General features: G+C 48.1%; 14 protein-coding genes. 9 read left to right on the forward strand and 5 right to left on the reverse strand.

Annotated elements, in window-relative coordinates; all coding sequences use genetic code 11:
• Nucleotides 1-31 precede the first annotated feature (31 nt).
• A complete protein-coding gene (gene ettA / locus D0C16_RS00330; protein WP_151030491.1) occupies nt 32-1,696 on the reverse strand; it encodes an energy-dependent translational throttle protein EttA in 1,665 nt (554 codons plus the stop codon).
• A gap of 128 nt (nt 1,697-1,824) precedes the next feature.
• Between ettA and D0C16_RS00335 the strand changes: the two genes are divergently transcribed.
• A complete protein-coding gene (locus tag D0C16_RS00335; RefSeq protein WP_151030492.1) occupies nt 1,825-2,697 on the forward strand; it encodes a Sir2 family NAD-dependent protein deacetylase in 873 nt (290 codons plus the stop codon).
• Nucleotides 2,698-2,720: 23 nt separating this feature from the next.
• Here the strand turns inward: D0C16_RS00335 and D0C16_RS00340 are convergent, their stop codons facing one another.
• Nucleotides 2,721-4,376 carry a peroxidase family protein gene (locus D0C16_RS00340; protein WP_151030493.1) on the reverse strand — a complete coding sequence of 552 codons (1,656 nt, stop codon included), beginning with the start codon at nt 4,374-4,376 and terminating at the stop codon, nt 2,721-2,723.
• 219 nt (nt 4,377-4,595) lie between these two features.
• On the opposite strand from D0C16_RS00340, the gene D0C16_RS00345 reads away from it, so the two are divergent.
• The 3 genes from D0C16_RS00345 (at nt 4,596) to D0C16_RS00355 (ending at nt 9,026) form a co-directional block, all read left to right on the forward strand.
• On the forward strand, nt 4,596-5,780 hold the full coding sequence (locus D0C16_RS00345; RefSeq protein WP_151030494.1) for a helix-turn-helix transcriptional regulator: 1,185 nt from the start codon (nt 4,596-4,598) through the stop codon (nt 5,778-5,780).
• Nucleotides 5,781-5,841: 61 nt separating this feature from the next.
• On the forward strand, nt 5,842-6,996 hold the full coding sequence (locus D0C16_RS00350; protein ID WP_151030495.1) for a hypothetical protein: 1,155 nt from the start codon (nt 5,842-5,844) through the stop codon (nt 6,994-6,996).
• A gap of 296 nt (nt 6,997-7,292) precedes the next feature.
• Nucleotides 7,293-9,026 carry a pentapeptide repeat-containing protein gene (locus tag D0C16_RS00355; RefSeq protein WP_151030496.1) on the forward strand — a complete coding sequence of 578 codons (1,734 nt, stop codon included), beginning with the start codon at nt 7,293-7,295 and terminating at the stop codon, nt 9,024-9,026.
• Nucleotides 9,027-9,081: 55 nt separating this feature from the next.
• Here the strand turns inward: D0C16_RS00355 and corA are convergent, their stop codons facing one another.
• Nucleotides 9,082-10,047: a magnesium/cobalt transporter CorA gene (gene corA / locus D0C16_RS00360; RefSeq protein WP_151030497.1), complete on the reverse strand. Its 966-nt coding sequence runs from the start codon at nt 10,045-10,047 to the stop codon at nt 9,082-9,084.
• Nucleotides 10,048-10,145: 98 nt separating this feature from the next.
• On the opposite strand from corA, the gene D0C16_RS00365 reads away from it, so the two are divergent.
• From D0C16_RS00365 to D0C16_RS00375, 3 genes are all read left to right on the forward strand, one after another.
• Entirely contained in the window at nt 10,146-10,415 is a 270-nt protein-coding gene (locus D0C16_RS00365) for a helix-turn-helix domain-containing protein (protein WP_151030498.1), read from the forward strand.
• Between the two features lie 84 nt (nt 10,416-10,499).
• A complete protein-coding gene (locus tag D0C16_RS00370; RefSeq protein ID WP_151030499.1) occupies nt 10,500-11,456 on the forward strand; it encodes an amino acid ABC transporter substrate-binding protein in 957 nt (318 codons plus the stop codon).
• A 156-nt stretch (nt 11,457-11,612) separates the two neighbouring features.
• Nucleotides 11,613-13,634 carry a glycoside hydrolase family 97 protein gene (locus D0C16_RS00375; RefSeq protein WP_151030500.1) on the forward strand — a complete coding sequence of 674 codons (2,022 nt, stop codon included), beginning with the start codon at nt 11,613-11,615 and terminating at the stop codon, nt 13,632-13,634.
• 73 nt (nt 13,635-13,707) lie between these two features.
• Here D0C16_RS00375 and D0C16_RS00380 read toward each other — a convergent pair whose 3' ends face one another.
• Nucleotides 13,708-15,888: a bifunctional diguanylate cyclase/phosphodiesterase gene (locus D0C16_RS00380; protein WP_151030501.1), complete on the reverse strand. Its 2,181-nt coding sequence runs from the start codon at nt 15,886-15,888 to the stop codon at nt 13,708-13,710.
• Nucleotides 15,889-16,379: 491 nt separating this feature from the next.
• Here D0C16_RS00380 and D0C16_RS00385 point away from each other — a divergent pair, with 491 nt between their 5' ends.
• Entirely contained in the window at nt 16,380-16,922 is a 543-nt protein-coding gene (locus tag D0C16_RS00385) for a hypothetical protein (protein ID WP_151030502.1), read from the forward strand.
• A gap of 95 nt (nt 16,923-17,017) precedes the next feature.
• Here the strand turns inward: D0C16_RS00385 and D0C16_RS00390 are convergent, their stop codons facing one another.
• Nucleotides 17,018-17,983, reverse strand: a complete 966-nt coding sequence (locus D0C16_RS00390) for a sulfite exporter TauE/SafE family protein (RefSeq protein WP_151030503.1) — start codon at nt 17,981-17,983, stop codon at nt 17,018-17,020.
• A 310-nt stretch (nt 17,984-18,293) separates the two neighbouring features.
• On the opposite strand from D0C16_RS00390, the gene D0C16_RS00395 reads away from it, so the two are divergent.
• A complete protein-coding gene (locus D0C16_RS00395; RefSeq protein WP_151030504.1) occupies nt 18,294-18,932 on the forward strand; it encodes a peroxiredoxin in 639 nt (212 codons plus the stop codon).
• Nucleotides 18,933-19,043: the final 111 nt, after the last annotated feature.

A 19,043-nucleotide genomic window follows, 5' to 3' on the forward strand; every position in this document is an offset into this window, starting at 1 on the left:
AGGCAGCCATTTCGGGCTGCCTTTGCGGTTTTTAACCTTTGAGCGGCTTGTACTTCATCCGCTGCGGTTGGGCATTTTGGCCCTTACGCTTGATCAGATCTTCGTGGTAATCGGTGTAGTTACCTTCGAAGAAGATGATGTCGGAATCGCCTTCGTACGCGAGTATGTGGGTCGCGATACGGTCGAGGAACCAGCGGTCGTGCGAGATCACCAGCGTACAACCCGGGAATGCCAGAATTGCATCTTCCAACGCGCGCAGGGTTTCGATATCCAGGTCGTTTGACGGTTCGTCGAGCAACAGAACGTTCGCGCCTTGCTTCAGTGTGTTGGCCAAATGGAAACGGCCGCGCTCTCCACCAGAGAGTTCACCTACGCGTTTTTGTTGATCCGAACCCTTGAAATTAAAGCGGCCGATATAGGAGCGTGAAGAGACTTCGTAGTTACCGATTTTGAGAATATCGGAGCCGTCCGATACCGCTTCCCATACAGTTTTGTTGTTATCCAGGTTATCGCGGCTTTGATCGACAAAGGCAACGTTAACTGTCTCGCCAATCACTACTTCACCGCTATCGGGTTTTTCCTGGCCGGCGATCATACGGAAGAGGGTAGATTTACCGGCGCCGTTACCACCGATGATGCCGACTACTGCACCCTTGGGTACGGTGAAGCTCAGGTTGTCGATCAGCAAACGGTCGCCGTAGGCTTTGGACACGTTATGGAACTCAATAACCTTATCGCCCAAACGCTCACCCGGCGGAATATAGATCTCGTTGGTTTCGTTACGGGCCTGGAATTCTTGCGATTGCAATTCATCAAAGCGAGCCAGACGCGCCTTGCTTTTCGCCTGGCGACCTTTGGGGTTCTGACGGACCCACTCCAATTCTTGTTTCAGGGCTTTTTGGTGCGCCGCTTCGGTGCGTTGTTCCTGCGCTAAGCGGGCTTCTTTTTGCTCCAGCCAACTGGAGTAGTTACCTTCATAAGGAATGCCGTGGCCGCGGTCCAATTCCAGAATCCAGCCAGCGGCGTTATCGAGGAAGTAGCGGTCGTGGGTGATCGCCACCACAGTGCCGGTGAATTTCTGCAGGAACTGCTCCAGCCAGAATACCGATTCTGCGTCCAAATGGTTGGTGGGTTCGTCGAGCAACAGCATGTCCGGGCGCGACAGCAGCAGGCGGCACAGTGCCACGCGGCGTTTTTCACCACCGGAGAGCTTGGTAACGTCTGCATCCCATGGTGGCAGACGCAGTGCATCAGCGGCTACTTCCAGGGTGTGGTCCAGGTTGTGGGCATCCCAGGCCTGGATAATGTCTTCGCACTGGGCTTGCTTCTTGGCCAGCGCATCAAAGTCGGCGTCCGGCTCGGCGTAGGCGGCATAGATCGCATCCAGATCTTTGAGTGCATCAACCGCTTCGCGCACGCCGTCTTCCACGTTGCCGCGCACGTCTTTGGCGGGGTCGAGTTGCGGTTCTTGTGGCAGATAGCCGACTTTAATATCCGGCATCGGACGAGCTTCGCCGTTAAAGTCCTGGTCGATGCCCGCCATAATCTTTAACAGGGTGGATTTACCAGAGCCGTTCAGGCCCAGAACACCAATCTTGGCGCCGGGGAAAAACGATAGGGAAATATCTTTCAGGATTTCGCGCTTGGGGGGCACAACTTTGCCCAAGCGATGCATGGTATATACGTATTGAGCCATGGGCTTGACCTCGCGGTGTGACGATTGTGTGAACGTAAAATCGCCAATATCAGGGAATAATTTTCGCGGGCGTACTATAAAGAAAGCCATGGGCGAGTGAAAGCATTAGCTGGGGGAAGCAAGTATTTATGAGTCAGCATGCGTTGAATGTAGACGAAGTATTGAGCCGTGCCGCCGCCTGGATTGCCGAGGCGGACTCATTGGTCATCGGCGCCGGTGCGGGTATGGGGGTAGATTCCGGGCTGCCGGATTTTCGCGGCCCGGAGGGTTTTTGGCAGGCTTATCCGGCCTTGGGGAAGGAGGGTATCGGCTTTTCTGATATCGCCAACCCTGCTGCTTTTTATCAAAACCCGGAGCGTGCCTGGGGCTTTTATGGCCATCGCTTGAATTTGTATCGCCACACTGAACCCCATGCTGGCTATCAAATATTGCTCGATTGGGGCAAAAAAATGCTGCACCGCTATCAGGTGTTTACCAGCAATGTCGATGGTCACTTCTCTAAGGCGGGTTTCGATAAAATGCATGTGCATGAATGCCATGGTTCTATTCACTATCTGCAATGTCTTGAACCTTGCGGTGATCAGGTGTGGAGTGCCAGTGAGTTTGTACCGGAAGTCGATACTGAGCACTGTCGGCTGCGCAACTATATTCCTCGCTGTACCCGATGCGGGAAAATGACTCGGCCAAATATTTTAATGTTTAACGATGTGGATTGGATTTATGAGCGTACACGCAAACAGCACCTTTATCAGGAACGCTGGTTGGAACAAGTCAATTGCCCCTTGGTAATAGAATTGGGGGCGGGGACTGCCATTCCTTCGGTGCGGCATTTCTCGCAGCGAATGCAGCATGAATTCAACGCAAAATTAATTCGTATTAATCCTGCGGATAAATTGCATCTTGATGAACAATTGGCGGTGATTCCTCACAACGCACTTACTGCACTACAACAACTACAACAGCGATTAACGATGAATCAGGGTGATGGCTTGTCATGGTAATCGCTGTTGTTGTCTTGGCTCGATCAGGTTTTAATGCCGGGCGCTGCGAATGACATCTGTACCTCTGTTCCCGTTAATTTATTTCGATCTGCTAATTCTTGTAGCGAGTGGGTGCTGTTGATGATATCCAAACCTACTTTGGTTAATGTTTGCTCATTGTGAATTTGGGTAGAAAGGAGAGGGTTGGTATAGATTTGGGTGAAGGCATCATAAGACACCATGGTTTCAAGCAACTCGCCAAAAATCGCATCATCCTGGTGATCTTCCGCAAAAATTCCGGTGATAAATTCCAGGTTGTCGATGTGCGTGTATTCTTGCTCCAGCTTTTGTTGCAGCCTTGTATCCCCGGTCAATTCGGTGAAATCGGCTAAAGGCCGCATCTTGAATTGTTTACGATAGTCGTTGTAGCTACGCAATTTAAAATCGCGCCCCATTTGCAAACTAAGCATTTCCGCATGCTTTAGGAACGCAGGGGTATTGCCCAGCCCAATGCGTCCGGCAGCTTGCCTGGAGGCGGCAGTTAATATTGTTTCTATTCCCAGTGTTTCCAATAATTCGTTGTTGAAGCGGTAATCTTTTGCATCCACAGATTGATCATTGACTTGCATGGCGTAGGGCACCATCCCGTGCCAGCGGTAAAGCAAATTAAATTCAATGGAAACCCAATTGGTGCGATACCATGGTTTGCGCTCAGCAAATTGATGATCTAAACGGAAGCTTTTTTTACCAACAATATGGTTGATGTATTCTTCAACAACCAGTCGCAGAACCAAACATGTATTAATCATGCGCGCCGTTTGGAATACTCGCTCATTGAAATACGCAGGGTCTTGGGTACGCTTCCATTGAGTTGCATAAGCAGCAATCAACAGATCACAAATACGATTGTGCTCACGCAAAAACAGTGTGGTGATGGCGGTGTAACCTATGGAAGAGTTGCCATTGTCCAGCCCGGTAGCGTAGAGAAATTTCTTCCGGTTTTTATCAGTGGAAAATTTCTCGAAAAGTTCAATGGTTTTATTCAGGTGGGGAAGTTCTTTATATTTGCATTTGACCCGGAGTTCGCCGTTGTCCAGTTCATCAAATAATAAATCGGGAAATTGCGCGTGGGTTATGGTTTCGTTATGTTGTAGTTTCCCGTCTTTTTTTGCTCTTAATAAACTGCAAGTCGCTTCATCCAAACCGTATATTTGACATAAATCTATGTCATGGTTGGATGAATTTTTGCGTCGATCTTCACCGTTAACGCGCATAAAACTATCGGTAAACCATTGCGCAAAAAACATAAACAACACGGAAGATCTATCAGTACGCATGGGTGTACTGCCTTCATGCATAAATAACTCGGTTGCTGCTTCCAGCGAAGGAAGTGTGAGTGGTTCATTCAAGGGTGGTAGGTGGCGACTGGAAAAAGTGCGATCAGTCAAGCCGGGCCAGGATGTGTAATCGCTAACGGGGCCGTTACTATTTTGTGGGGCAGGCACTTCGGACCACAAACTGAATGGCCTGGGGCGCGGGTGTGTGCGGGTAGCCAGGTAGTGGGTGGCAATACGATTGATGTATTTACCGATCACGGGTAATCGCCATAAAAATGCGACCAACCTGTCTAGAACATGGATAACGAAACGCCCTAGTGGCAACGCTTTAATACTATTGATAAGGCTTCCCAGCGGATCCATAAATTTACCCCAAGAATTGATGTTATAAGCTGTTATTTTTGACGCACCGTGTCAGTGATATGTTTGCAGCTTGAAGTGCCAGCGTGTAAATAATTCACTGACGTGGCGACCTTAATAAAACATTATTGTGGCGACAACCCCCAATTAGGTGGCGTTTGGGCCTAAGTTGGATTACGCTCGAATGACTGCTTCTTCAACAGGGCACGGACGGTTTGCTTGATGAGTAATTTTCAACTGGGTGAAACCGAAAACCTACTACTCCAGAAAATTTATGCAGCAGCGTTAGCGCCTGAAAAATGGCCTGCATTAATTCTGGATGTAGCGCACTATATTCGCGCAATGGATGGTGAATTACTTTTTTACGAGCGCCCTCCGATAGAGCAAAACTGTATTGTCAGTAGCAAAGCGCTGAGCATGTTGAACAAGCTGCGCGAATTGCACGCCGCTACACCGGTTTCAGACACCAACTCGTTAATTGAAAAAACACTCACGACTTTTTCTCACGTGGCGACTTCGCCTACTGAGGCTACCAATCTGGTATGGGTTGAAAACTTTTCCAATTTACCTTTATCCTGCAAGATCAATTTGGCGTTAGTGCACTCAGATCACTCATTGGTATTACTCAGCTTTTGGGGGGCCAGGGGTGCTGATGGCTTTAGTGCAGAAGCCTGCGCTTTCTTACAAACCCTGGCACCGCATATCGCGCGGGCCTTATTTATTTATCGGCAGATGGGCACCTTGTATCAAAATAATCAGTGGTTAGCGGAAACCCTTAAACAATCTTCTTTGGCGGTGTTGTTATTAAATGCAGATTTGCAGGTGCTATTTGTAGCGCCAGAGGCGCAAAAAATATTGGCGTCTAATTCATCTGTTGCTATTAGCCGGTGCGGTTTTTTATTGGTGGGCGATGCTGTTCAACAAGCACAACTTGATAAATTGTTGCGACAATCATTGTCACCAAGCGCCGTAACCTCCGAAAACAACAGCTGCTGTATACCTATAAAGCTCCCCAATAAAGTGCACCCATTAAAGTTGAATATTTTGCCGTTCAACCAGAGTGGCTCCACAAGCTCCACCCAAACTCGTCTGGCGATATTTATTACCGACCCTGAGCGTCGTATGGTTGCGCCAGTGGATTATTTACGCCAGGCGTATGGCTTGACTCGCACGGAAGTACAGGTGGCGAATTTATTGATCAACGGTTTTGATCTCGCCGCAATTGCCAGCCAACGGCATACCACGCTGGAAACCACGCGCTGGCAAATAAAATCCCTGATGCATAAAACCAACACCAAAAGTCAACCGGAGCTGGTGCGTTTGCTCATGTTGTTGAGCCGCGAGTCGGCGGAGGCCTCCGCTTTAGCAGAAGTAAATTTGCAAATGTTTGCCCCCCCATTTGGGTGATGCTGAAACCCCGGCGGACTTTTATGTTGTGCAAGACCTCAATCTTTGAAGGATGCGTAAAATGGCAACATTTGAATTGGGTGAGCAAGAGAGTTTATTAATCAGCAGGATTTATGAAGCAGCTGTGGAACCGGGGCGCTGGTGTGTGGTACTGCAGTCGATTGCAGAATTTTGTCAGGTTGGTCAGTGCACCATGTTTTTCTACGACGCCCAGTGCCGTGCGCGCAACTTTGCGGTAGCGGCGCGCAACAGGGAGGGCGTAATCGATAAATATTTGCAGGAATTTATCGATTTGGAGGCGGCTGATTTTCATCGCCAGCTCATCAATCTGCGGGAGGGCGAAGTGGTAACGCCCGAAGATCTCATCCACCTCACTGGCAAAAGTTATGACCAAATTGTCGGCGAGGAGTACATGCAGACCTTTTTACCGCAACTGGAATTTCGCGCGGGTATTATTTTATTGCACGACAACATGATGTGTTCCGGTTTGGGCGTGCGCAACTACCACGGTTCGCCAGTATTGGAAGCGTCTTCTCTGGAGTTTCTGGCGCGCATAACGCCGCACATGGTGCAAGCCATGAAAATTCATAACCGGATTACCAGCGTTAAGCAAGTCAACCAGGCCATTAAAGAAGTCCTTAAACGAATCAATCAAGGCGTATTTCTCCTGGATGCCGACCAGCGGGTAATTTTTTCGAACGCAGAAGCGGCGCGTATTCTGGAAGCGCCCAACGCATTGGATATCGGCCGCTACGGAAAACTGTATTTATCGCGACCCTATGAAAATGAGCATTTCCAAGAGCAATTGCTTTCGCTGCTGACGCCGGTGGTTGCTGGTGGCTATCCCAGCGCGATTGAGTTTGTCGCTCCCGGACAAGCCCGGCCATTGCGGATTACTCTGGCGCGTGTTGAGGCTTGGTCTGACAAAGAACTGGCCCGCGAAGGAGTTGCTATTGCTGTGTTTGTGAATGATCCGGATCGGCCCGGGAGTGTTTCGGATTCCTATCTACAACAAGCTTATGCACTCACGCCTACCGAATGTAGCATTATGAAGTCGTTGCTGAAGAATAAGAGCATCAGTGATATCGCCTGCGCGCGCGGCACTACTCTGGAAACGGCGCGCAGCCAGCTCAAGGTCATATTGCAAAAAACCGGTACTCACTCCCAGACAGAACTGTCGCGTTTGATGGTAGCGCTGGATACCAATAGCCTTTGAGTGACCTGGACTTCTCTCGGCAAGGAACCCGGTTCCTTGATCAAGTCATACCGCTATTTGTGAAGAATTGTAATAGGCGGCTAAATGTCGCCAAATTAGACCGTTTATGCCAATAAGCGCTCGAAATTATCGGACTTCTAACGGTATATTTGCCTCCCGAAAACAGCCCACCCTGGTTCTTCCGTCCACACGATTTATCGGTACCTTGAATACCCCTGGAATTGGCAGCAACTACCCAGAGTCCCGCACAAGGGATAGGTGGCATATTACTACCGCAGTGAGAGAGAAGTACGAACATGGACCACGCAATAATTTTGCATGAGCTGGAAAAAGGCGCGAAAGCCTGGAATCTTTGGCGCAAGCGCCAGGCTGTAGGAGAAATCAACCTCGATGGAATCGTGCTGAGTGGCATGAATCTGGACGACTATGACTTATCCAAAATCTCGCTGCGTAATGCACATATTACGCACTGCAGCTTTAACGGCGCGGATCTGATCCAAACAAATTTGCAGTATTCATTTTTACAACAGAACGATTTCAGCAACGCTAAACTGATTGCCGCCAATCTGTGCAATAGTGATTTAAGCGGGTCCAATTTATTCCGTACCAACATGCTCACCGCCAGTACGCGCAATGCACGTTTGGAGAATATTGATTTTCGCGGGCACGATGTCAGTGGGCTAATGTTGCGCGATGTCTCTCTGGCTGGCAGTAATCTGGAAGGTCAGCAGCTGGCGCGGGTGGATTTATCCAACTCCAACCTTGAAGGTGTGAATTTGCAAGGTGCGGATTTAACTGGAACCCTGTTTAACAATGCCAACCTCACCAATGCTGATGTGCGCGGTGCAACCCTGATCGGTGCGCTTTTTAAAGGCGCTAATCTGAGTGGGATGGATTTAAATAATCTCGATCTCACCAAAGCTGATTTTACTGGCGCCAACCTTTCTCATTGTGATTTGCGCTCGGCGAATGTGAGCAAAGCCAAACTGTCTGGCGCAGACATTACCGGTGCCAGATTATGGAAGCTGGTCACGACCGGATGGGGAATTGCCAATATCCAATGCAGCTATGCGTTTTGGGATAAAGCCGGCAAAGAAAAAACAATTTATCGCACCCATGAGTTTGAGCGAATTTTTGCCGAAGCTATTACCATTGAGCTGCGCTACCCCTATCGGTTGGTGGATCACGAGCTGGCGACCCTGCCAATTTTTATCGAACATCTTGCTGCCGTTTATTGGGGAACAATTATTCGCTTGAAATCCATTAGCGATGTAGCCGGCGGTGCGCTGGTTAAATTTGTGGTGGAAGAGGTGGGCGTACACAATCCTTCCGAATTAAAAGTGCAATTGCAAGCAGAAGCGGAGCGAATTCAGTTAGCACAATTGATGTTGCGCACCAATACCCAATTGCACGCACAACTCAAAGAAAAAATCGGTGCGATTCGCGAAGAGTTTTGGCCGCGTCTATTGGAATTGGCGGCCGATCATGAAAAAGAGCAGGTGCGTAACCTCACTATTTTGTTTATGGATTTAAAAGGTTTTTCCAAATGGTCTGAAGATGAGCTTTCGGAAAAATTATCGTTGTTTCGCGGGTTGGTAAAACCTATTCTTAAAAAATTTACCGCGGGTCACCCAAACATGGAAGGGGATTCACTGCGCGTGACTTTTACCAATGCAACGGCCGGTGTTTCTTGCGCCTGCATGATTCGCAATGTGCTGCGCGCAGCGGGGTTTGAGTTGCGCATTGGTATGGAGCTGGGGGAAGTGGCGGTGGTACACAATGAAGTGACCGATGTTCCCGATCTGGAGGGGGTCGCAGTCAGTATGGCGGCGCGTATGGAGGCGGCAGCAGAGGCGGGCGAGGTCTTGGTCAGTCATAAAATTCGCCACTATGCGCAACGCAGCGATTTATTTCAGTTTACTCCACGCCGTGTACCGCTGAAAAAAGCCATTGGCAATATCGAGCAGGGCGATTTCATCGAGTGTTTTGCGGTTGAAACTGTGAAAAATTTGCGGGAAGCGTTTGTCTGATCGTGGATCAGGTTGTGATTTTCTGTCAGAAGGGAATGCAGCCCAAAGGGCTGCATTACAACCAGCCGGCTTTTTTAAAACGGTAGTACAGGTAGCAACAAATTACTGCAATCACACCGAGCGAAACAGGGTAGCCGTATTTCCATTTCAGCTCGGGCATGTGTTCAAAGTTCATCCCCCATATCCCCACAAAGGCCGTAGCCACCGCAAAAATGGCCGCCCAGGCAGCGAGGCGTTTATTCACTTCACTCTCATCGATACTCACCATGGATAAATTAACCTGGATGGCAGTGCTGATGGTGTCGCGAATGGAGTCGATAGATGTATTGATTCGATACAAGTGATCGTGCACATCGCGAAAATAATCTTTGGTGTTGGCTACTATCGGCGGGACGCGGCCGCCATCTAACTTTCCCACGGCTTCCATCAGTGGTCCCACGGCGTGTTTTAACGTGGTGACTTTACGTTTTAATTCATAGAGCCGTTCAATGTTGGCTCGCTGGGAGCCCTTGGTGAAAATTTGATCTTCGATAATTTCCAATTCTGTTTCCAGCGCGACGACTACGGGAAAATAGCGATCCACTACTGCATCCATTAATGCATAAAACACAAAGGCTGGGCCTTGTTTCAAGTGATGCGGTTCGCGTTCACAGCGAGCGCGCACGCCCAGGAAGTCAGCGCGGGTGCGGTTGCGCGTAGAGAGCACATAATTTTCACCCACAAACACATCCACTTCACCAATATTTATTTCACCATCAATCATTTCTATTGTGTGCATCACGGCAAATAGTGAGTCCCCGTATTCTTCAATCTTGGGGCGCTGGTGGCCGACCTGGGCATCTTCCACGGCCAATTCATGCAGATTAAATTCATGTTGCATCAGCGCCAGCTCGTCACGATTGGAATCTTTGAGTGCGACCCAGACAAAGCAATCGCTCATCATCAGATACTCGCTTATGTCTTCTGCCGGGATGCTGCACAGTTTTTTACCTTCCTGGTAAGCGACACAATTGATTAGCATGGAAAAACTCCTGGGTCGGTTATAGTATCTGGTGAAGCGCCTAGCTTAGCCTTTGGCTGGGAATACGTCTGTAATTTTAACAGGAGCCCGGGAACTTAATGAGTCACAGTAAGACGAAAACCAGCTTTTATCGCCGCATTTATGTGACTTGGCTGATTAGTCAGGGGGTTAATAGCGTGCCTAAAATTATTGCCGCGACCGGTATGCCGCGCCGCACCGCACAAGATACGCTCGAGGCAATTCATGAGCTGGATATTGCGTTAAGCAATACCAATGGTGTTTTTAGTGTACAGGACTGGGGGGCGGTGAATCCCGGGTGGGTTGATGCAAATATAGATCAATTAAAACGCGTGCTTGAGTATCCTTGACTGCCGTTCTAGCTTCCGTTTACCAATAACGTGAACCCCCGACTATACTTTGGATCGGTATAACAATAGCCAATGAGGAAATTAATGCATTCGGGCCGCTATGTAGACGTTAACCCATCGATAATTGACGGATGGCAGTACCGGGGTTTGCTGTTGGGATTAATATGGCTAATGGTTCCGCCGGTTGTGATGGCCCAAGAATCTCAAACTCTGTCGTACTCGCAAAAGGAGTTTCGCTATCAGTATTATCAGGTACTTTTACGTCAGGTTTTGGACGTAACGGAAACTGAATTTGGGAAAATTGAACTCAAAGCTTACGACGCGGGAAACTCAGAGATTACAGAGGCGCGCGGCATGGCTTTACTCCATCAAAAGCGTATTCAAATAACGTTTGTTCCTACTACTGAAAAGCGCGAGAAATCGTTTCGCGCAGTGCCATTTCCTTTGGATCAGGGGTTATTGGGTTTACGGTTGCTGTTGATCAAAGCAGAAAATCAACAACGTTTCGATCTGTTGCGCAACGAAACCGAATTTCGTGAAAAAATGCAGGGTGGTTTCAACACCAACTGGTCCGACTACGACACTTATCTGCATAACGGTTTTAAAGTGGTGCCCGCAACCAAATACGAGACCCTGTTCAAAATGTTGGAATCAGGGCGGTTCGATTATTTTTCCCGTGGGTTAATTGAAATTTGGTCCGAGCTGGATAATTTTAAAAATCAGTATTCTGATCTTCGTATCGAAAACAGGTTTGCTTTTTATTACGATATTCCTGTGTACTTTTTCGTCCACAAAGATGATGAATTGCTAGCGCAGCGGCTTGAGTTAGGGCTAAAGCGATTGGAAGCTACGGGAGCATTTTCGCGCTTATTTTTGTCTTACTATGGTGAGAAAATTGACCGTGCAAAACTTGATCAGCGACAGATAATCACGTTAGTGAGCCCTCAATCTCAAACAAAGATCCCCCACACCAGGCCATTCTGGTGGCCCAATAATTTGCCTTTTAAAGCGACCCAAAACCCTTCAAATTCCCAGCTGTGATCATTGGAACATTGGCTTTAGTGTTTGTCGCTTTGTATATATATGTAATATTTATCGCAATATTTGGCAGGGTAATTAACAATACTCTCAGCTAATGATTGTTAGGCACTACCCTCAAGTAGATCTCAAGAATATTTATAAAATCAGGAGAAGGTTATGACCGCTATTCGGTTGTTATCCGCCGCTTGCCTATTAGTGGCAGGTGTGGCGAATGCTGGAACTTATAATGTCCAATCACCCAATGCTCGTATTCAGGTTGCTGTCACCAACGACGCCAAAGGCCTGAGTTACGCCGTGACGCTGGATGGAAATCAAGTAATTTCTCAATCTGCCCTGGGTTTAGTTATCGATGATGTTTCCCTCGGAAATAATGAATTGGCTTTTCTTGATAACAGCAAAGAAAAGGGAAAGGATTCGTTTGAATTATTTGGCCGCACCAAAAAAGTGGTGGAACAATACAACAGCATCACGCTGAAGTTTGCCGGTAACGACGAGCGCAAACTCAAAGTGAATATCGTTGTACGTGCATATGATGATGGTGTAGCGCTGCGCTATGTCTTGCCGAATCAATCCGGCTTGAATCAATTTACGATCCAAAATGAATTAACCCGCTTTGCATTTCCCAACAATTACAATTGTTACGGTTTAAACCTCGGCAAATTTACTAATAGCCATGAGGGTGAATTTGATCCTATTAAAGCCTCCAGTATTCGCGAACATAATCTCTACGATAACCCACTCGTTTGCAAAACCGGCGTAGGGCAAACGACGCTTGCGCTAGCGGAATCGGATGTGCGCGATTATCCCGGCAGTTGGTTTATCGGGCGTGGTGATGGCGGTTTGGGGGTGGATGTGAAATTAACGCCCCGCTTTGACAGCCGCCCGGATGGTTTGGAAAAAGCCGCTGTGCGAGCCACTATGAGTGCGTCGGGTGTTAAGTCGCCCTGGCGTGTCGTTATGTTGGGCGATACACCGGGAGCACTGACACAATCGTCATTAATTGCTGCTTTGGGTGAGCCCACCAAATTAAAAGACACGCGCTGGATTAAACCGGGAAAAACTGCTTGGGACTGGTGGAACGATAATCAGGTGGTATTGGAAAACACCACCCTAAAACCTGGTATGAACACCGAAACCTACAAAGCCTATATCGATTTCGCCGCGACCTTGGGCCTTGAATATATTTTGATTGATGCCGGTTGGCATGAAGGTGCTGCCTGGACTAACACCCCGGGGGCCAATGTGATAAAACCCATTGCGGTGATGGATATGCCGGAAATTTTACGCTACGCAAAAAGCAAAAATGTCGGCGTTTGGGTGTGGCTGCAATGGAAGCAATTGGATTGGCAAATGGAAGAAGCGCTAAGCACCTATGAGCAGTGGGGGATTAAAGGAATTAAAGTGGATTTTATGGACAGGTCTGATCAGGAAATTGTGGATTACTATCACAAGCTGTTAAGCATGACCGCGAAATATCACATCATGGTGGATTTGCACGGTGCCTATCCACCCAATGGTTTGGTGCGTACTTATCCCCACTTTTTAACGCAAGAAGGTGTGATGGGTGCTGAGTACAATAAATGGAGCGAACGCGTTACGGCCACACACAATGTGACCTTGCCATTTACGCGGATGATTCTCGGTCCTATTGATTACACGCCGGGCGGTTTTCGCCACACCACGGCAGCAGAGTTTCCTCAACTGCGTCGTAATACCTTGCCCTTTGTAAAAACCACGCGCGGTCAGGCGCTGGCGATGTTTGTTGTTTATGACAGTGCGCTGCAAATGTTGGCGGACTCGCCCATTACTTATAGCAAAACCCAGGGCAAATGGCCGCAACCACAAAGCGAGTGGGAAGATGGCCTGGAATTTGTTAAAGATGTTCCCTCAACCTGGGATGAAACGCGAATTCTGCAGGGCGATATTGGGGAGTTTATTGTTTCCGCTCGACGCAACGGCAATGACTGGTATTTGGGTGCAATGACAAATGAATCGATGCGTGCGTTAACGATTCCGTTGGATTTTTTAGGCAAGGGTTTTTATCAAGCGACTATTTGGCAGGATGGAAAATCAGTTTCCACTTTAACAAAAAGTGAAATGACCACTACAGCAAAACAAACTATCAATTTACAGTTGGCATCGGCTGGTGGTGCAGTGGTAATGTTGAAAAAGAAATAACAGTCGTTGGATTCGGCGGGGTGGGCAGCGCGAGCCCCGCCGGACATTCCTGCGCTATCGCTTTCGATTTTTCTCAGGCAATTGCCTGCGAATAACCCAACCCCAGATATTGTTCAAACTGCAGCGCCGGCATTGGTTTGCCGTATAAATAGCCTTGTCCTTCGTTGCATTTTTCGTTCATCAATGATGTGTGAGTGGCATCGGTTTCGATTCCCTCAGCAATAGTCTCCAGATTAAAACCCTGTGCCATGCCCAGAATTGCACCCACTACTGCTGCATCGCGCTTTGACGTCACCATTCCTTGCACAAAAGACTGATCGATTTTAATACGCGTTACGGGATAATTTTTTAACAAGCTGAGGGACGCGTAGCCAGTACCAAAGTCATCGAATGCAATACCTAAACCATAATCTTTTAAACGCTGCAAATCGGAGAAAATGACTTTATCATTTTTCAGCACAATATTTTCAGTCACCTCCAATTCCAGGGCGGCAGGTGGTAAGCCATGTCTATCCAAGGCCTCCATAATTTCATCGACCAAATCTCCGGAGCGAAATTGCGCACCAAATAAATTAATGCCCATGCGGAACTGAGTGGCCCCCAGTCGCCGCCAATAGGCGGCTTGGCCGCAGGCCTCGTTGATAATCCAGGAGCCCACTGTTGCGGCTAGGGGGCCAGTCTCTAGTGCGGGTAAAAAGGCGGCGGGTGGGAGAATGCCGCGTTTGGGGTGATTCCAGCGCAGTAGCGCTTCTGCGCCGCTAACGACTCCGGTATCCAATTGGATTTGTGGTTGATAAAACAGCATAAATTCGCCTTCATCAACGGCGCGATGTAATTCCAATCCATAGCGGCGTCTGGCCAAGGCTTCGGCACGTAATTCGGGTGTAAATAAAAAGAGTTGGCCGCGCCCCCCGCTCTTGGCTTTAAACAAGGCCAGGTCTGCATCGCCCACTAATTCCATGGCTTCTTGCGCCTGTGCCGGTGCAAACGCAAGGCCGCAGCTTGCAGTAATGCGTAGCAATTGGCCATGAACGTTTAAGGGCTGGGCAATTTGGTTAAGCATATCAACGGCCATGCGCGTTGCACGTTGAGTGTCAGTGAGTCCGGGCGCTAGAAGTGCGAATTCATCGCTACCCAAACGGCTCAAGGTAAAACTGGTATTGGTGTGCGCCATTAACCGCCGTGCGACTTCGCGCAAAATGTCATCGCCAACCCTTTGGCCAAGGGTATTGTTAATGTCTTTAAATCCGTCGAGATCGAAAATAAATACCGTTGCTGTAGCGGATTCAAACAAGGTATCTTCAACAGCGTGATAAAAGCGTGCGCGATTGGCAAGGCCGGTCAAAGAATCGCAATTGGCTTGATGTTGCAGCAATGTTTGTTGCCATTTATCGTCCCGTAAATTTTTTAGTATGGCTTCAAACTTAATTTGGCCTGCCTGTTTCCAACAAAATAATGAAAAACCAAAATGGATTTCCTGGGCATCCTGATTGATTCCGTTAATTTCGGCGGGAATTTGCAAGCCCGCCAATGAGCCTGCACTAATTGCCTGGTTGATGAGTTGGTTGAACGCGGAGCGATCGGACGGTGCAATTAATTTATCAAACAGCAACACATTTTTATCGTAGCGTTCGTAACCCAGTGTGCTAATCGCTATTTCATTCCATTCAAGAATGCGGCGTTTCTCATCGAACCAAATAACCGGTGTGGATGAGCTGGCCGCATAGTGTTCGAAATCCGGACGTGCTTTTTCGCTATTAAATTTTATACGCTGTAACTCCAACCGATCACTCACCATCTTGGCGAGTTCGGTCAAGCGCTGGCAATCATCGGCAGAAAAATTGTGGTGTGGTTTATCGTCGATAATACAGAGTGCACCCAGCGCGAGTCCTTCCGGGGAGTGCAGGGGGACACCGGCATAAAAGCGAATGGCGTTGCCAAGGACTAAGGGGTTATCGTGAAAGCGTTCATCCAGGCGCGCATCGGGAACAACCATCACTTCTTGCTGATTAATTGCATGTGCGCAAAATGAAACATCGCGGCGCATATCCACTTTTCCTACGCCGACGCTGGCTGCAAAAAAAACCTGGTCGCTGCCAATCATATTTACCGCCGAGACTGGCATGTTAAACATCCGCGCCGCTATGTGGACTACAGGATCCAGGCTCTGCAGGCTCTGTTCTTCATTCAGCCCATAGTTGGCGAGTGCGCGTAGACGTTCAGCCTCATTAGGGAATATGGCAGGGCATTTCATCAACGCATCCTCGAGTTGGGTTTTCTGGTTTGCTGCAGCTAACTATGAGTATAGGAAAGCAAAAAATGCGGGTAACACCAATGCGAAATAAAATGTGCCAATTTTTAGACAGATTTATCTTCTATAGATCTGTATCAACTGTTGTTGCAGGGGTGCCGATTAAATACTTCTAACGCGCGGGCATCAGTGTTTCAGATGCCGGTTGTATGGATGCAGGCATTAGCGTGCCAGGCATAGATGTACGCAGACGCTGCTCAGGGTAGAAATGGGTAGTTGCTAGAACAATCCGGGTGAGTTCAGACGTCAGGCTGTGTTTGAGTTAATTCGGTCTATGGGGGGAAGCAGCAAACAAGGTATTTAGGAGCTCGGAGTCTTCCAGGGAGGTTGTCGATATCACGAATTGCACCAGATTTTTTCTGGCATCCTCTTGAACCTGTGGGACCTTTCGGTGAAATTAGCAGCCTCAATTATCGATAACTAAAGAGAATAATATGGAAACGAAATCTGTTTACGCCAGTCCCGCTAGTGATTTGCTGAATAAAAATGCGGTGGTATGGGATGGTGATTTTATCAAAACCCAAAATCCAGCACGTTTGCCAGCATGCTGTATTGGGTGCGGTGCGGTCGATAAACTTGGGCAAACAGAGGAAAAATTAACTTACCTGAATCCGTTGACGTTTTTTTGGATACTGCTGAGCCCAATAGCGCTGATCATTGCTTACTTTGTATTCAGGAAACAACTGAGTATCAGTTATAGTCGATGTGCGCCCTGTACAAAAAAAGCAACCTTGTGGGGAAATATCGCTAAAATTTCCTGGGTCCTGTTTGTTGTTGGAATTGTGGTGCGCATTTTAATAGGGAAGCAGTTTTTTATGTTGCAGATGATTGTTATTTTGGGCTCGCCATTGTTGGCTCTGTTTGCCACCGCAATGAAAGATACGCAGTTGTCGGTGAAAGATTTCCGTGAACCGATTTTTGTATTAAAAGGGTTTAATAAAGCGTTTGTGGCAAAACTGAAAGGCCAATCTCGCTAAGTTAATTAATGTGTACTTTTATTTTTTGCGAGTGTTTAAAAAAACAGGCAGCCTATTGCTGCCTGTTTATAACGTTGATGAATGAAATTTTTTGATCAACCGATCAATGCTTTATACAAATTAAACACCGAAATCCCACTAATCAATAATCCCACCAAAATCAACAAGGTTCTCGTAGAGAACTTTTTGCACGCATAAGCGGCGAACGGTGCGGCGAATAATCCGCCAATAATCAAGCCCGCCACCACATGCCAAATGGTTTCATCGACCAGGATAAACAACGATGCGGCGCTGGTCAGTGTCAGGAAAAACTCGGCAAAGTTAACCGAACCAATGGTGGTGCGAGGGTCGTGGCCAGTACCAACCAGAGTGGTAGTAACTACCGGACCCCAACCGCCACCGCCTGAGGTATCCACAAAGCCACCAAGCAATGCCAATTTGGCCACGTGTTTGGGTTCGCTGTTACGGGTGGCGATATGTTTGCGAAACGCCTTGCTCAGTACATAGATACCCATCAGCAATAAATAAACGGTAATAAATGGTTTCAGGGTTTTGCCATCGATTTGGGTTACCAGCAGGGCGCCGAGCAAGCCGCCGATAATGCCGGGAATCAGCAGACGCAAAAATAATTTCTTATCCACGTTGCCGAATTTAGCGTGGGAGATCCCCGAAACACCGGTAGTAAAAACCTCCGCCATATGTACCGAGGCACTAGCCAGGGCGGGGGATGCACCTGTCGCTAACAAAAAGCTGGTGGAGGTTAGGCCATAGGCCATGCCGAGGGCGCCGTCGACGATTTGGGCGAGCAAGCCGACCAGCAGGGCGTTCCAGAACATGGAATCATCCAGCGTGGTTTTGATAGCAGCGATGCCATCTTCCCAGCTACTGCCAAATAGTTGGGCCGCGCCCAGTGCTACTAATCCAACCAGGGTCAATATGGCGAACCACACGGCAGTGCGGATCACTGGGTGAAGGGGGATTTGCTCTACCGGTGGTAGGCCCAGGGCTTCATGCTCCTGGTTAATGGGGTTATCAGATAAATCGAGGTCGCGAATTTTCATTATTCAGTCCAGTTTTCTGGTAGGTATTGCCGTTCTGTCGAGGTGTTTATTCAGCGCTTTGTAAGCTTGGAGGGCATGCTATAGCGGTGGATTTGTGCTGGGAAATACTAAGTTTTTATGTGCTTATAACTTTCGGTATAACTGTATTCAGTTCTAAGCAAAGTCCAAAATAATCTTTTTCGATTGCTGAAGCGTGATCTATATTTTCGCAACTCAGGCTAGTGACTGACTGAAAAACGTTTGAAGACGTTCTTTTGAAAAAATATTTCGTCAAATAAACGCAATTAAAAAACAGCCGAAGGAGGCGAGAATGAGTTTACGTCTAGGTGATGAAGCACCCGATTTTATTCAGGAATCCACGCAGGGTACGATTAGTTTTCATCAATGGTTGGGGGATGGCTGGGGTGTGTTGTTTTCCCACCCGGCGGATTTTACCCCGGTGTGCACCACCGAATTGGGTTTGACTGCCAAGTTGAAAGACGAATTTGCCAAGCGCAATGTGAAAGCTATCGCGTTGAGTGTTGATCCGGTGGACTCGCACAACAAGTGGATTAGTGACATAAACGAAACGCAACTGACTCAGGTGAATTTTCCAATCCTCGCCGATGCGGATCGCAAAGTATCCAGCCTTTACGACATGATTCATCCCAACGCTAATGCTACCCTAACGGTGCGCTCCTTATTTATTATCGATCCGGCGAAAAAAATCCGTTTGATTATCACGTATCCTGCCAGTACTGGTCGTAATTTCGATGAAATCCTGCGCGTGATCGATTCGCTGCAATTAACCGAACACCACAAGGTGGCAACGCCAGGTAACTGGAAGTCTGGCGACGATGTGGTGATAGTTCCCGCATTGCAAGATGCGGAAGAAATTGCCCGTCGTTTCCCTAAAGGCTACAAAGTAGTTAAGCCCTATCTGCGGTTGACGCCCGATCCACGGGGATAACTCGCCGCACTAAATCACTCGGGTCATGCACAGTAAAAAAGTGAACGTTAAAAAATAAGGGCGCCGGATGCGCCCTTATTTTTATAGAACCCCCAGCGCCAATGAACCGGC

The sequence above is a fragment of the Cellvibrio sp. KY-GH-1 genome, assembly GCF_008806975.1.
Classification (GTDB): Bacteria; Pseudomonadota; Gammaproteobacteria; order Pseudomonadales; family Cellvibrionaceae; genus Cellvibrio.